Below are 13,784 nucleotides of genomic sequence, written 5' to 3'. Positions count from 1 at the left end.
TTCTATGCATATGAGAATGACTTATATAAATCTACATACATTCTATTCTTCTTAGAAAATCTCCTCTTTTTATCTGAAAATAATGACAAATTTTTATGTTAGATGTAAACTGAAGGAAGATTCATTTTTCGAAACGGAGAAACAAAGGGGGCATATAGTATGACAGTTATTCATAGATTAGAAATTCCTGTGCCATTTGCGGTAGAAATCGTTAATGTTTTTTTAGTGGAGGGAGAAACACTAACATTAATTGATACAGGAACGAATACAGAAGAAGCGAAACTAGCATTAGAGAAGCAATTAAATGCATTAGGATATAAGGTAGAAGATATTGAAACAGTTGTGCTGACACACCACCATGCTGATCATTGCGGATTATTAGGAATATTCTCTAACCAAACAAATATTGTCGGCCATCCGTGGAATGAACCGTGGATTACACAAGATCCGCAATTTCTAAAGCGATATCAACAATTCTTTTTGGAGGAATCTAGAAATTTTGGAGTTCCTGAAACATTTTTAAAACAAAGTGCATCATTAACGAAAACAATGATTTATGCCTGTAAGCGTTCGCTTACACATACTGTAAGGGAAGGAGATCGCATTGCATCGTTACCGGAATTTACGGTAATTGAAACACCAGGGCATGCTTCTACCCATATTTCTTTATATCGTGAAAAGGATGGATTGTTAATTGGTGGTGATGCTTTAATTGGGCATATTTCCTCTAATCCAATTTTAGAACCGCCATATGAAGGAGAAACAGAACGAGCGAAGCCGATGTTGCAGTACAATGAAACATTAAAGCGCTTAGCTAGTATGAATATATCACGTGTTTTACCAGGGCATGGGGAAGATGTTATCGATGTGAAAAAATTAGTAAATGAGCGTCTTCAAAAACAAGAGGCGCGTGCTTTTAAAGTGTTAAATTTATTACAGGAACAACCGATGACAGCATTTCAAGTATGCGTCAAACTATTTCCTGTGCTATTTGAAAAGCAGTTACCCCTTACAATCTCTGAAACAGTTGGACAATTAGACTTTTTAGCATATAATCAACAGGTGATGATTGATAAGTCATCAGAGAAATGGATTTACTATGCAAAGTAGGTGACAGCCATGAATAGGCGTTTACAAGATAAAGTAATCGTCATAACAGGAGCTTCAAGTGGAATTGGGGAAGAGTTAGCGATGCAAGCAGCGGATCAGGGGGCAATCCCTGTACTAATCGCTCGCACAGAAGAAAAGTTACGAGAGCTTAAACAAAAAATTGAAACCACATATCGTACTTCTTGCCATTATTATGTTTTGGATGTAAGTAATGAAAAAGAAGTGGAACTTGTTTTTACACAAGTGCTTCAAGATATAGGGAGCGTTGATATATTAGTCAATAATGCTGGCTTTGGTGTGTTTAAAACGTTTGTTGATGCATCTGTACAAGAAGTAAAGGATATGTTTGATGTAAATGTATTCGGCTTAGTAGCATGTACGAAAGCAGTTTTACCTTATATGATCGAACGAAATAGCGGACATATTGTAAATATCGCTTCACTAGCAGGGAAAATTGCAACGCCGAAATCAAGTGCATATGCAGCAACGAAACATGCAGTATTAGGGTTTACGAATAGTTTGCGTATGGAACTTGTAAATACAAATATTACTGTAACAGCAATTAATCCAGGTCCAATTGATACAAACTTTCATACGATAGCTGATCAATCTGGTACATACGTAAAAAGTGTTGAACGTTACATATTGAAACCACATTATGTAGCGCAGCAAATCGTAAAAGCGATTGAAACAAAAAAACGTGAAGTGAATTTACCGAAATGGATGAGTTTAGGACCAATTGTCTTTTCCTTGTTTCCTGGTTTATTCGAACGTGTTGCTGGAAGATCATTAAGTAAAAAATAGGAGGTTCTCAAAAAGAGAATCTCCTATTTTTTATAACTACAAATTAAAAACAGGGCGTAAAAATCCCTTTCTCTTAAAGGTTTATTAGCAAAATCAACTTATCGTTTCTTACATTGTCTACTAGCATATCGCGAAGAAGAAGTCATTTCAGAAATCATTGATGGTCCACAATCAATTGTGTTTCAACACGCGGGAAACCGTCTGCATGTACAAAAGGCATTATTAGTCAGTTATCCCGCATTAACGGGCAGTAATACTCCCACCTTAAAATTCGGCGAAAGCAAAGAAGTTAGGTGGGAGATAAACTGCCCGTAAAAGCCCGATTGGTTCAACTAATAATCAGTGGGGGATGAAGAAAACCCCCACTGATTAAAGTTTCACTTTATTACAAGATGAACAACCTTCTTCATAATAGAAGGTTGTTTTTGGTTCGAAATGTCTTATCTAGATTTCGCATTTTCTCTTTACATACTTTATAATAGTAAGAAACAGAAAAATATAAGAGAGATGATGTAGATGCGAGTAAGTAAGAAAACATATTCATTCTTTCAGCGTATTTGGCGAGGGATGAAGTTAAATTATTATAAATTATTGCGTGCACCAGAAGGCGCGAAAATCGTATCAAGGGGATTTGCTGTTGGGTTTGGAATGGAGATGTTAGTTATTCACACGGTTTCGCTTGTATACTTGATTTTTTATCCACTTGTTCGATTATTAAATGGCTCATTTCCTGCAGCTGTTATCGGTAATATTATTGGGAAATTAACATTTTTACCTGTTCTGCTAATTCCTTTTGCGCATGCGCTTGGAAAACTTATTTATCCTTTTGAGGTAAAAAAAATACCAATTCACCATTATACGATAGGAGACATTTTTTCAAGTAATGGGTTAACAATTTTAAGAAGCCTGTTACAAAGTGAAGTATATGTCATAATAGGTATGACGATTATAGGAATTGTACTTGGTATAATCGCTTATTTTGTAATGTACTATTTGTACGAGAAAAATCGTAAATTACGATTGACGAAAAGAAAGAAACAAATAAAAAGACCAATTGTACAACTATAATAAATGCACATCAAATTTCCTTTTTGAATATGCTTCTAAAAAGGAGGAAAGCTGATGTTTTTTTCTTATTATGATCCAAGGTATTATCCACATGTAAAGTATTATCCTGTTCCATATATAAAACAGACTGTGCAACCATTGCAAGAAAGTAAACCATATTTAACTACTTGGCCGTATTCAAATGTATATTATGGAAATTATTATGAAGCATAAAGCTGCTTCTCGTTAGAAGCAGCTTTATATGTTTGCTTTCATAATTAAATTTTGGATTGTTTGCAAGGAATGGGTTAACTGCTCCCGATCGCTTGCTGATAATGTTTGTAAATTTTCTTTTAGTTTTTTTAAAAGGAATTGTTTGTATTGATTGACTAATGATTTTCCTTCGGTTGTAAGAGACATTAAAATAACACGTCGATCTTTTTCGCTATAATGGCGCTCTACAAGCTCTTCTTGAATGAGTTTATTTAGCAATGGTGTCATATTCGGCCTTGAAATAGCTAATCGTTTGCCGATTTCTGAAACTGCTAATGTATCTCGCTCATGCAATAATAATAACACCTGCGTATGTGATGGTGGCATGTGTCGCTGAGAAGAGAACTCTCCAGGAAGCATAAACTTGCGATAAAAAAGAGGTACTAGCGAAAGAAGATGATCAACGATGCGTTCCCACTCACGTGAATCCATATGACAGGCCCCCTTCTCTTCTTATTGTAACAAAAAAACATAATGTTATAAAAATAGAATGAGCTTTTTTGTGAATCTAAGATGAAAACACATCTGTAAGGACCCAATTGGTTCAACTATATAAATTTATTTTAATTTTTCAGCATATAAGTTGTTGTTATGCTGAATAAATCATGCCCCCTACTTGCTTTCTCATTTTGTCTTAAACCTTGCACGTGGCAGGAAAAGGCACTTACCATTTCTATGTATGGCCAGATGCTCTCGCTCACCTAACAAGAAAGAGGCTTTTAGTCTGGTTTTGAATGTGTATTTATATAACTATAAGTAGGTGGAGTTCCTACTTATGGTTATATGACAACACTTGTTGTGCAAATGATTCTGCGATTATTTCATATCCTTTATCATTTGGATGAACTTGATCATACAGTAAATCTTTTTGATCATTTGGTAATAATTTGCGAATCGGTAAAACGAGTGAAGGTTGGTTTTCTTTTGAAATTGAATATATTGTTTTATTCCAATTGTCTAAGAAAACATTTGCGTAAGAAGCAATGGAATCGTCCAGTTTTAATGGGTTATAGAGCTCAGATAAAACGATGAGTGCGTTCGGATTAGCGGCACGAATCGTTTTTACAATGTTTTGTAAATCTTGTTCAAAATGATCCTTTTCTTCATTTAATAATTTCATTCCTTCTATTACACCGACATCTCGCTTTATGTGTAAAACGTTATTCCCGCCAATGCTAATTGTAATCATATGAGCTTCTTTTATTTTTTGTTTCACTTCTTCGGTTTGCAACATTTGTAGTAACCGGTCTGTTGTTAAGCCGTTTACCGCAAGATTATCCACTATAATTTGTTTTTGTAATTGTGTTTCTAATGTATGAGAAGCAACTTGTACATATCCACCTTGTGTAGATCCGTAACCTTTGGCAAGAGAATCACCTAGGACAAGATGATGAAGAGTCGCATCTGTTTGTGTATTAACCCAGTGTGGAACGGTTGTAGCTGGAGATTCTTTTTGGATATTTGTCTCATGATTCTTGTCACAATACAAAAATATAATGATAAGAAGGAGGAGACAAACTGTAGACAAAAGAAGTTTTTTCATTATGTTATCCTCCTTATAAATGGTTATTGTATCATATTCATAATGAGAAGCAATGGAAGATACATTACGTCTTCATAAAAATTTTACAATGCTTTTACAGAAAATTTGTAGAAGTACGTCAAAATTTGTTGACGATAGTAACGGCTGTTCGTTATGATAAATTTTAGATGGGGTAAATTTATCCAACTCGCAAAGGAAGTAGGACAACTAACTTCTTTATAGATTGGATGCTTAAGAAAAAGGGACATGAATCCCATCATTTATTTTATAACCGGGGACTATGTTATAAGGGGGATTTTTTGTGAAGAAATCAACAAAAACGTTGGCTGGTGCTGCACTTGCATTAGGTGTTATTGCTCCACAAGTAGTGGCGACACCTGTACATGCTGAGGGAGAGGACAGTACTGTAAAACTAAGAATATTAGAAACATCTGATATTCACGTAAATTTAATGAACTATGATTACTATCAAACAAAAACAGATAATAAAGTAGGATTGGTTCAAACAGCGACTCTTGTTAATAAAGCGCGTGGAGAGGTAAAAAACTCTGTTTTATTTGATGATGGAGATGCACTGCAAGGAACGCCGCTGGGTGATTATGTGGCAAATAAAATAAAAAAAGAAACTAATAATTTAGATCCAAGCACAAGCGATAAATATAACTATGTGCATCCGTTATACCGTATGATGAATTTAATGAAGTATGACGTCATCTCTCTTGGAAATCATGAATTTAACTATGGTTTAGATTATTTAAATCAAGTGATTAGTAAAACACAGTTTCCTGTAATTAACTCGAATGTGTATGATGCAAAAAGTGGTGAAAATTATTTCAAACCGTATCATATATTTGAAAAAGAATTATTTGATGAGGCTGGTAATAAATTAGATAAGAAAGTGAAAATCGGTGTAATGGGCTTTGTACCACCGCAAATTATGGGCTGGGATAAAGCGAACTTAGAAGGAAAAGTAATAGCAAAAGATATTGTAGAAACAGCAAAGCAAATGGTGCCGAAAATGAAAGCAGAAGGCGCAGATGTTATCGTTGCGTTAGCTCATTCGGGTGTTGATAAAAGCGGTTACAAATCTGATATGGAGAATGCATCGTATTATTTAGCAACAAAAGTTGCTGGTGTTGACGCAGTACTGATGGGGCATTCTCATACAGAAGTAGCCGAACATTATGGTGGTGTTCCTGTTGTAATGCCAGGTGTTTTCGGAAATAATATAGGAATGATTGATATGGAATTAAAGCAAGTGAACGGAAAATGGGAAGTACAAAAGGAAAAATCTATTCCAAAATATCGTCCGATTATAGATAAAGAAGGTAAGGCAGTAGGAGCCGATCAAAGACTTGTTGATGAAATAAAAGCAGAACATAAAGCAACAAAGGACTATGTAGATACAAAAGTTGGTACAACGACAGCGCCAATTAATAGTTATTTTGCGCTTGTCCAAGATGATCCGTCTGTTCAACTTGTAACGAATGCACAAAAGTGGTATGTAAAAAAATTATTTGAAAATGATGAGAAATACAAAGAATATAAAGGAATTCCTGTATTATCTGCAGGTGCACCGTTTAAAGCAGGTGGACGTAACGGCGCTACATATTATACAGACATTCCGGCAGGAACGCTTGCAATTAAAAATGTTGCAGACTTATACGTGTATCCAAACACATTATATGCAGTAAAAGTAAATGGCGCTCAGTTGAAAGACTGGTTAGAAATGTCTGCTGGTCAATTTAACAAAATTGATCTAAAGAAAACCGGTGAGCAAAAATTAGTAAATAAAGACTATCCAACATATAATTTTGATGTATTAGACGGCGTGAAATATGAAATTGATGTAACGCAGCCTGCTAAATATGACAAAGATGGAAACGTTATAAATGAAGGTGCAAATCGTGTTGTAAACTTAACATATGACGGAAAGCCGGTAACGGACAGTAAAGAGTTTGTTGTTGCAACGAATAACTACCGAGGTAGCAGTAAAACATTCCCGGGTGTAAGTAAAGGGGAAGTGATTTTACCGTCTCCTGATGAAACACGTCAAATTATTGTGAAATATATGGAAGAAGTAAAAACGATTAACCCGACAGCGGATAAAAACTGGGCATTTAAACCAATTGCTGGTGAGAAATTGAATGTTACATTTGATTCTTCTCCAAATGCCAAAAAATATATAACAAAAGACGGCAATATTGCTTACGTTGGCCCATCAGAAAATGAATTTGCAAAATATGCAATTGATTTAACGAAAAAAGATGAACCAACTGGTGGCGATAATGGAACGGATCAACCGAAAACGCCAACAGATAACAACAATGGCGGAGATCAGCCGAAAACAGAAGATAATAAAAACAGCGAAGAAAAGCCGACAGCAACAGACTCAGGTAAAGAGCAAACAAAATCAGACAACAGTTTGCCAAAGACAGGAGCGAATGTGTTTACGACATTAGGAGCAGGTCTTGCGTTTATTGGGGCAGGTGCAGTTGCGTTATTAAGAAGAAGGAAATTAAATAAATAAGAAAGAAAAGTCCGTTGCTAAGCAGCGGACTTTTCTTTATGAATCCAAATGCTAGTAATATGACAATCCCAAATAAAATAGGAGGATGCCAATAATTATTTTTAGAATTGAATGGTCAACAAAAAGAGTAGAAATTATCTTTTTGTTCGTTATAATGAACTTAAGGAGGGAAAAGTTATGAAGATAAAAATCATAATTATTTCACTGTTGGTCACAGTCATTGGTGGTGCTGGAATTTATACAGCATTTGCGTCATCTCCTAATCCAATACAGAAAAATGTTGAAAAACCAAAAGAAACAGTAAGACAAGATGAAGAAGAAAAAATGAAAAAAACAGCAGATAAATTCGAAGTTTCTACAGAAGGAAAAACAAAAGAACAGATTCAAAAAGAAATAGACGCAGTGCGTTCTGAAAAGCGACCAGAGCTTCTTCGTGAGCATGCGAAAGAGCTTGGAATTGATGTAGAAGGTAAAACGGACGAACAATTGATTCAAGAGATTGGTAAAATGAAGCACGGCCAGTAGAACGACTTATCTTAGAATAGGTCGTTCTTTTTTTAGAATACGATTCCTCAAAAAGAATTGACAGTATTTGTTTCCTAATGTTAACCTTTATTTAAAATAAGTTAACATTAGAGGTGGCAATCATGAGTGTGAGGAGCATGGAGCAAACTTTTACATATGAGGAATTAGCTCAAAAAAATAAAGATTATGTGTGGCATCCATTTACCCAAATGAAAGATTATTTAGAAGATGATCCTGTCATTATTGAACGGGGAGAAGGAAGAAAATTATATGATGTGAATGGAAAAGGCTATTGGGACGGTGTGTCTTCTATTTGGCTCAATGTTCATGGTCACCATGTTCAAGAGTTAGATGATGCGATTCGTGAGCAATTGAATAAAGTTGCACATTCTACATTGCTAGGTATCGCGAATGTACCAAGTATTTTATTAGCCGAGAAAATTATTGAAATTGTACCGAATGGACTGAAGAAAGTTTTTTATTCTGATTCTGGTGCGACATCAGTTGAAATTGCAATTAAAATGGCCTTTCAATATTGGCAGCATAAAGGAAAGCCTAATAAGAAAAAGTTTATTACGATGAAAGAAGCGTATCATGGCGACACAATTGGAGCGGTATCTGTCGGGGCGATTGATATGTTTCACCAAGTGTATAGTACGCTTTTATTTGATACGTTAAAAGTATCATATCCGTATACATATCGTTCTCCTTATGGGGAAGATGGGCAAATGATTGTGAAAAAACATTTAGAAGAAATGGAAGATTTATTGCGAGGCAATCATGAAGAAATGGCAGCTGTTATTGTTGAGCCACTTGTTCAAGGAGCGAGTGGTATCATTACTATGCCAGATGGTTACTTAAAAGGATTAAGAGAGCTTTGTACAGCATACAACGTTCTTCTTATTACAGATGAAGTAGCAACAGGATTTGGCAGAACAGGAAAAATGTTTGCTTGTGAGCATGAGGGAATCACACCGGATATTTTAACTGCCGGAAAGGGGCTAACAGGAGGATATTTACCGGTTGCCATTACCGTAACGACGGATGAAATTTATCGAGCATTTTTAGGTGATTATGAGGAACAAAAAACGTTTTTCCACGGTCATAGTTATACAGGGAACCCGCTAGGCTGTGCAGTAGCACTTGCGAATTTAAAATTATTTGAAACGACTAATCTTATAGAAGCTGTTAGTCATAAAGCGGAATATATCGCAAAACGCTTAGAAGTTTTGCAGGGGTTTAAGCATGTAGGAGATATTCGTCAGCGCGGCTTTATGATTGGCATTGAGCTTGTGCAAAATAAAGAAACAAAGGAAGCATATTCTTGGCAGGAACGAGTCGGTGTGAAGGTTTGCAGAAGAGCACGTGATTTAGGAATGATTCTTCGCCCGCTAGGGAATGTTGTTGTCTTTATGCCGCCACTTGCTTCTACGATAGAAGAACTGGATGATATGATTGCGATTTTACAGCAAGCCATTCAAGAGGTAACGGAGGGAGAATGATGAGTGGTTTCTTTGTGACAGCAACCGATACGGAAGTAGGAAAAACAGTTGTAACAGGTGCATTAGCAGGTGTGCTTCGCGAGCGCGGGTATAATATCGGTGTCTATAAACCATTGCAAAGTGGTCATCTTTCCTCACATCCAGAAGGAGATGCTGCTCGGTTGAAAGCAGCTGCAGGTGTAACAATACCCTGCGAAGAGATTTGTCCATACTCAGTTCAAGAACCGCTTGCGCCTCGCTTAGCAATGAAGCGGGCGGGAAGGAAAGTATTATTATCAAATATTACGAGTCATTATGAAAAATTGTCAAAACAATTCGACTCTCTTCTTGTAGAAGGCGCTGGCGGACTTGTAGTCCCTTACACAGACGATGCCCTCGTTGTTGATTTTGCCAAACAATTGCAATTACCGTTGCTTATTGTAGCAAGGCCAACACTTGGGACAGTGAATCATACGATTTTAACGGTTTCTTATGCAAAAGCACACGGCCTGTCAGTCGCGGGTATCATTTTGTCTGGATGCCAAGAACATGAAACAGAAAGAGTGTTAGAAAATAAAGAAATGATAGAAGAATTAAGCGGCGTACCGGTTATTGGATTGCTACCAGCGCTGCGTGAAGACTTTACAAGAAATGAATTATTACAAGCGGCAGAAGAGAGTATTGCTATCTCAAGGTTAGAGGAGTTTTTACACAATGAATCCAGTGTGGGAAACGCATTTTCAGTCTAAGCTATCGAGTCTTATCGAAACATCACAGCACCGGCAATTGTTTGCAACGGAGCGCGCCGAGCAAGCGTGGCTCATTCGAAATGGACAGAGATTATTAAATTTAGCTTCAAACAATTACTTAGGATTAGCTGGTGATGAACGGTTAAAAGAAGCTGCAATAGAAGCGACAAAAAAGTATGGGACCAGTGGGGCGGCATCACGTCTTGTTGTAGGAAACTATCCGTTATATGAAGAAATTGAACAGCAGATATGTGTTTGGAAAGAAACTGAAAAGGCACTAATAGTGAATAGTGGTTACATAGCAAACGTTGGAACCATTTCTTCACTTGTAAGTCGTCATGATATTGTGTTTAGCGATAGGCTGAATCATGCCAGTATTGTAGATGGTATCGTATTAAGCGGTGCCGAACATAAGCGCTATCGTCATAATGATTTAGAACATTTAGAGAAATTGTTAAAATCTGCAAAGGGAGAAAAACGAAAACTAATTGTTACGGATACTATTTTTAGTATGGATGGAGATAGGGCTCACTTAGAAGATTTAGTGATGCTGAAAGAAAAGTACGGAGCGCTTCTTATGGTTGATGAGGCACATGCAGGCGGAATATATGGGAGAAATGGAGCAGGTCTTGTTCATGAGCATCCCAAATTAGCTAAGTCGATCGATATTCACATGGGTACATTTAGTAAAGCAATGGGCTGTTATGGTGCGTATATTACTGGAAGTGCTGTTTGTATCGAGTATTTGATCAATACGATGCGCAGTTTTATTTTTACAACCGCTTTACCTCCAGGAACGCTTGGCGCAATTGGGAAAGCAATTGATATTGTGAGAAAAGATGAAACAGATCGTTATAGATTAATAGAAAATGGACGATATTTTCGAACAGCTCTGCAAGAAGCCGATTTTCATATTGGAGACAGCACGACGCATATTGTTCCTGTTATCGTAGGTTCTAATGAAGCGGCGCTCCGTTTTAGTCTGAAATTGCAAGAAGCAGGAATAGCAGCAATTGCGATTCGGCCGCCAACTGTACCACAGCATAGTTCTCGCATCCGGTTTGCCGTAACAGCGCAGCATACGAATAATGATTTGCAGTGGGCAACGCAGCGGATTGTACAAATTGGAAAAGAAGAAGGAGTGATTTCATGATGCAGCCTACTCTTATTCTTATACCTGGATGGGGCATGGAAGAACAGGTTTGGGAAGCATTCCTTCCACATTTGCATGATTTTCCCGTACATGTCGTTCATTGGCGTAATAGTGAAGATGAGCAGGGATTTCAACGCCGAATTATAGAGGTAGCACAAGATAAAGAAGTAATTTTAGTTGGCTGGTCACTTGGGGCATTAGCCGCTCTTCAAGTACATCATTTATTGCAAACGAAAGGGATTGTTTTACTAGGAGGAACAGCGAAATTTACAACAGATTCCGATTACATACATGGCTGGAAACACTCTTTTGTCGACCGAATGAGCCGAAATCTTTTGAAACAAAAAGATGATACGTTGAAACGATTTTATATGAGTATGTTTTCCGAGGCGGAGCAGGAAAGTGGACAAGACAGGGCGTTTCTGAAAATAGCTGAACAGTTTCAAGGTGATTCGATTCATTCTTTGCAATGTGGACTCCATTATTTAATAGAAACAGATGTTAGAGAACAGCTATTACAAATAGATGTGCCAGTACTACTTCTTCATGGAAAAGATGATGTAATTTGCCCTCTCTCTGCAGCGGAGTATATACAAGGGAAAATAAACGCATCACTCACGATTATAGAAGAAGCTGGGCATGCACTTTGTTTCACACAAGCAAAGCGATGTGCACAAGAAATGATACAGTTCGTAAAGGGGATAGAGCGAAATGATTAACAAGACGTTGTTACAAAAACGATTTAATCAAGCTGCTGTATCCTATGATCAATATGCAAATGTTCAAAAAAAGATGGCAGATCAGCTGCTTACTCATATGAAAGAACATTACGATGAAGCGGCACAAATTCATATTTTAGAACTTGGTTGCGGTACAGGTTATGTTACAGAGCAACTAGCAGCATCCTTTCCAAAGGCAACGATTACAGCTGTTGATTTTGCGGAAAGTATGATTGCGAAAGCAAAAACAAGGTGTAATGTAGAGGCTGTTACATTTCAATGTGAAGACATTGAACGTATTACGCTTCACAAACAATATGATGTTATGATCTCTAATGCAACATTTCAATGGTTAAATGATTTACCAGCTACATTAGTAAATTTATATGAAAATTTACGTGAAGATGGTGTTCTGTTATTTTCAACATTTGGAAATGAAACGTTTCATGAGCTTCATACATCATTTCAGCGTGCGAAAATAGCGGAAGATACTACAACTGTTGGGCAAAGCTTTTTTACAGGATTACAGCTACAACAATTGTGTAAAAGAATAACAGGGGATATACATATTACTGAAACATGTTACACAGAAACGTTTGCTACAGTTCGTGAATTTTTACAGTCGATTCGTAAAGTTGGAGCAACGAATAGCAATGAAGAATCTTATTGTCAAAGTCCTTCTGTTTTTCGCAGTATGCTTCGCATATACGAACGAGATTTTACAGAAGGTGAACGAATTGCAGCAACATATCATGCTTTATTTTCTTATATGAAAAAAGAGGGGAAGAGAAGAAATGAAACATGTAAACACGAAAATAGATTGGAAGCAAATCGCATTTGAAGTATTAGAGGGAAGAGATGTAACGGAGGAAGAAGCACTAAGTATTTTACAAGCGAATGACGAAGAAGTTTTAGAAATTATGAATGCGGCGTATGTGATTCGTCATCATTACTTCGGGAAAAAAGTAAAACTAAATATGATTATTAATACGAAGTCAGGCCTATGTCCAGAAGATTGTGGGTATTGTTCTCAATCAATCGTATCCGAAGCTCCGATTGATAAATATGCTTGGTTAACACAAGAGAAGATTGTCGAAGGTGCACATGAAGCCATTCGTCGTAAGGCGGGCACATATTGTATCGTAGCTTCTGGCCGTCGCCCAACAAATAAAGAAGTAGATCATGTTATTGGAGCGGTAAAAGAAATTCGCCAAACGACTGATTTGAAGATTTGTTGTTGTTTAGGATTCTTAAATGAAGATCAAGCAGAGCGCCTTGCAGAAGCTGGCGTGCATCGTTACAATCATAATCTAAATACGCATGTAGATAATTACGAAAGCATTTGTTCAACTCATACGTATGACGATCGCGTTGATACGGTTGAAAAAGCGAAGCATGCGGGTATATCACCGTGTTCTGGTGCCATTTTCGGAATGGGTGAAACAGAGGAACAACGCGTAGAGATTGCATTTGAATTAAAGCGTTTAGATGCAGATTCTATTCCATGTAACTTCCTTGTTTCTGTAAAGGGAACACCGTTAGAAGGACAAAAAGAATTAACACCAATGCAGTGCTTGAGAGTATTAGCAATGATGCGCTTTGTGAATCCGTCAAAAGAAATTCGTATTTCTGGGGGACGTGAAATTAATTTACGAGCAGTTCAACCTCTTGGTTTATTTGCGGCCAACTCAATCTTCGTTGGTGATTATTTAACAACTGCTGGCCAAGAGCCAACAGCAGACTGGGGAATGATTGAAGATTTAGGGTTTGAAATTGAGGAATGTGCATTATAAACCTAATGATAACTTGAGAAGAAAGCTCTCTATAAAGGAGCTTTCTTTTTTTGTAAA

General features: G+C 36.9%; 14 protein-coding genes and 1 pseudogene. 13 read left to right on the top strand and 2 right to left on the bottom strand.

The genetic code is table 11. The features are described from left to right. The first annotated feature begins 159 nt into the window (after positions 1–159). From H280_RS0102160 to H280_RS25995, 5 genes and pseudogenes are all read left to right on the top strand, one after another. Positions 160–1,110 carry an MBL fold metallo-hydrolase gene (locus tag H280_RS0102160; protein WP_020059470.1) on the top strand — a complete coding sequence of 317 codons (951 nt, stop codon included), beginning with the start codon at positions 160–162 and terminating at the stop codon, positions 1,108–1,110. Positions 1,111–1,119: 9 nt separating this feature from the next. Beyond that, positions 1,120–1,914, top strand: a complete 795-nt coding sequence (locus H280_RS0102155; protein WP_020059469.1) for an SDR family NAD(P)-dependent oxidoreductase — start codon at positions 1,120–1,122, stop codon at positions 1,912–1,914. 87 nt (positions 1,915–2,001) lie between these two features. Continuing rightward, positions 2,002–2,229 (top strand): annotated as a pseudogene (locus H280_RS24575) (hypothetical protein); the annotation flags it as partial. Between the two features lie 201 nt (positions 2,230–2,430). Further along, entirely contained in the window at positions 2,431–2,982 is a 552-nt protein-coding gene (locus H280_RS0102150; RefSeq protein WP_020059468.1) for a DUF2062 domain-containing protein, read from the top strand. A 54-nt stretch (positions 2,983–3,036) separates the two neighbouring features. Next, positions 3,037–3,195, top strand: a complete 159-nt coding sequence (locus H280_RS25995) for a hypothetical protein (RefSeq protein WP_020059467.1) — start codon at positions 3,037–3,039, stop codon at positions 3,193–3,195. 24 nt (positions 3,196–3,219) lie between these two features. Here H280_RS25995 and H280_RS0102140 read toward each other — a convergent pair whose 3' ends face one another. After that, positions 3,220–3,666 (bottom strand): MarR family winged helix-turn-helix transcriptional regulator, encoded by a 447-nt coding sequence (locus H280_RS0102140; RefSeq protein WP_020059466.1) that lies wholly within the window; start codon positions 3,664–3,666, stop codon positions 3,220–3,222. A 337-nt stretch (positions 3,667–4,003) separates the two neighbouring features. Then, entirely contained in the window at positions 4,004–4,777 is a 774-nt protein-coding gene (locus tag H280_RS0102135; protein ID WP_020059465.1) for a GDSL-type esterase/lipase family protein, read from the bottom strand. A 301-nt stretch (positions 4,778–5,078) separates the two neighbouring features. Here H280_RS0102135 and H280_RS0102130 point away from each other — a divergent pair, with 301 nt between their 5' ends. The 8 genes from H280_RS0102130 (at position 5,079) to bioB (ending at position 13,727) form a co-directional block, all read left to right on the top strand. After that, positions 5,079–7,307: a bifunctional 2',3'-cyclic-nucleotide 2'-phosphodiesterase/3'-nucleotidase gene (locus tag H280_RS0102130; protein WP_020059464.1), complete on the top strand. Its 2,229-nt coding sequence runs from the start codon at positions 5,079–5,081 to the stop codon at positions 7,305–7,307. Positions 7,308–7,484: 177 nt separating this feature from the next. Beyond that, positions 7,485–7,832: a hypothetical protein gene (locus tag H280_RS0102125; protein WP_020059463.1), complete on the top strand. Its 348-nt coding sequence runs from the start codon at positions 7,485–7,487 to the stop codon at positions 7,830–7,832. 122 nt (positions 7,833–7,954) lie between these two features. Then, complete coding sequence (gene bioA, locus H280_RS0102120) at positions 7,955–9,334, top strand: adenosylmethionine--8-amino-7-oxononanoate transaminase (protein WP_020059462.1); 1,380 nt, start codon at positions 7,955–7,957, stop codon at positions 9,332–9,334. After that, the gene (gene bioD / locus H280_RS0102115; RefSeq protein WP_020059461.1) at positions 9,334–10,062 is read left to right on the top strand and encodes a dethiobiotin synthase; all 729 of its coding nucleotides are present in this window, start codon (positions 9,334–9,336) and stop codon (positions 10,060–10,062) included. The genes bioA and bioD overlap by 1 nt, the downstream gene beginning before the upstream one ends. Further along, positions 10,028–11,215, top strand: a complete 1,188-nt coding sequence (bioF, locus tag H280_RS0102110; protein ID WP_020059460.1) for an 8-amino-7-oxononanoate synthase — start codon at positions 10,028–10,030, stop codon at positions 11,213–11,215. Before bioD ends, bioF begins: the two co-directional genes overlap by 35 nt. Further along, complete coding sequence (locus H280_RS0102105; RefSeq protein ID WP_020059459.1) at positions 11,212–11,934, top strand: alpha/beta fold hydrolase; 723 nt, start codon at positions 11,212–11,214, stop codon at positions 11,932–11,934. The genes bioF and H280_RS0102105 overlap by 4 nt, the downstream gene beginning before the upstream one ends. Beyond that, positions 11,927–12,775, top strand: coding sequence for a malonyl-ACP O-methyltransferase BioC (gene bioC, locus H280_RS0102100; protein WP_020059458.1), 849 nt, complete (start codon positions 11,927–11,929; stop codon positions 12,773–12,775). The genes H280_RS0102105 and bioC overlap by 8 nt, the downstream gene beginning before the upstream one ends. Continuing rightward, positions 12,729–13,727: a biotin synthase BioB gene (bioB, locus tag H280_RS0102095; RefSeq protein WP_020059457.1), complete on the top strand. Its 999-nt coding sequence runs from the start codon at positions 12,729–12,731 to the stop codon at positions 13,725–13,727. Before bioC ends, bioB begins: the two co-directional genes overlap by 47 nt. The last annotated feature ends 57 nt before the right edge of the window (positions 13,728–13,784 follow it).

This window comes from Bacillus sp. 123MFChir2 (genome assembly GCF_000383235.1).
In the GTDB taxonomy this organism is placed as follows: Bacteria; Bacillota; Bacilli; order Bacillales; family Bacillaceae_G; genus Bacillus_A.
The sequence above is the reverse complement of the archived record's forward strand: the minus strand, read 5'-3'. Positions and strand labels throughout refer to the sequence as shown.

Bases quoted from the DNA above. Each gene is read 5' to 3' on its own strand.
- H280_RS0102160 (WP_020059470.1), top strand. From the start codon at position 160: ATGACAGTTATTCATAGATTAGAAATTCCTGTGCCATTTGCGGTAGAA.
- bioC (WP_020059458.1), top strand. From the start codon at position 11,927: ATGATTAACAAGACGTTGTTACAAAAACGATTTAATCAAGCTGCTGTA.
- H280_RS0102135 (WP_020059465.1), bottom strand. From the start codon at position 4,777: ATGAAAAAACTTCTTTTGTCTACAGTTTGTCTCCTCCTTCTTATCATT.
- H280_RS0102105 (WP_020059459.1), top strand. From the start codon at position 11,212: ATGATGCAGCCTACTCTTATTCTTATACCTGGATGGGGCATGGAAGAA.
- H280_RS0102125 (WP_020059463.1), top strand. From the start codon at position 7,485: ATGAAGATAAAAATCATAATTATTTCACTGTTGGTCACAGTCATTGGT.
- H280_RS25995 (WP_020059467.1), top strand. From the start codon at position 3,037: ATGTTTTTTTCTTATTATGATCCAAGGTATTATCCACATGTAAAGTAT.
- H280_RS0102140 (WP_020059466.1), bottom strand. From the start codon at position 3,666: ATGGATTCACGTGAGTGGGAACGCATCGTTGATCATCTTCTTTCGCTA.
- H280_RS0102150 (WP_020059468.1), top strand. From the start codon at position 2,431: ATGCGAGTAAGTAAGAAAACATATTCATTCTTTCAGCGTATTTGGCGA.
- H280_RS0102155 (WP_020059469.1), top strand. From the start codon at position 1,120: ATGAATAGGCGTTTACAAGATAAAGTAATCGTCATAACAGGAGCTTCA.
- bioA (WP_020059462.1), top strand. From the start codon at position 7,955: ATGAGTGTGAGGAGCATGGAGCAAACTTTTACATATGAGGAATTAGCT.
- bioB (WP_020059457.1), top strand. From the start codon at position 12,729: ATGAAACATGTAAACACGAAAATAGATTGGAAGCAAATCGCATTTGAA.
- bioF (WP_020059460.1), top strand. From the start codon at position 10,028: ATGAATCCAGTGTGGGAAACGCATTTTCAGTCTAAGCTATCGAGTCTT.
- bioD (WP_020059461.1), top strand. From the start codon at position 9,334: ATGAGTGGTTTCTTTGTGACAGCAACCGATACGGAAGTAGGAAAAACA.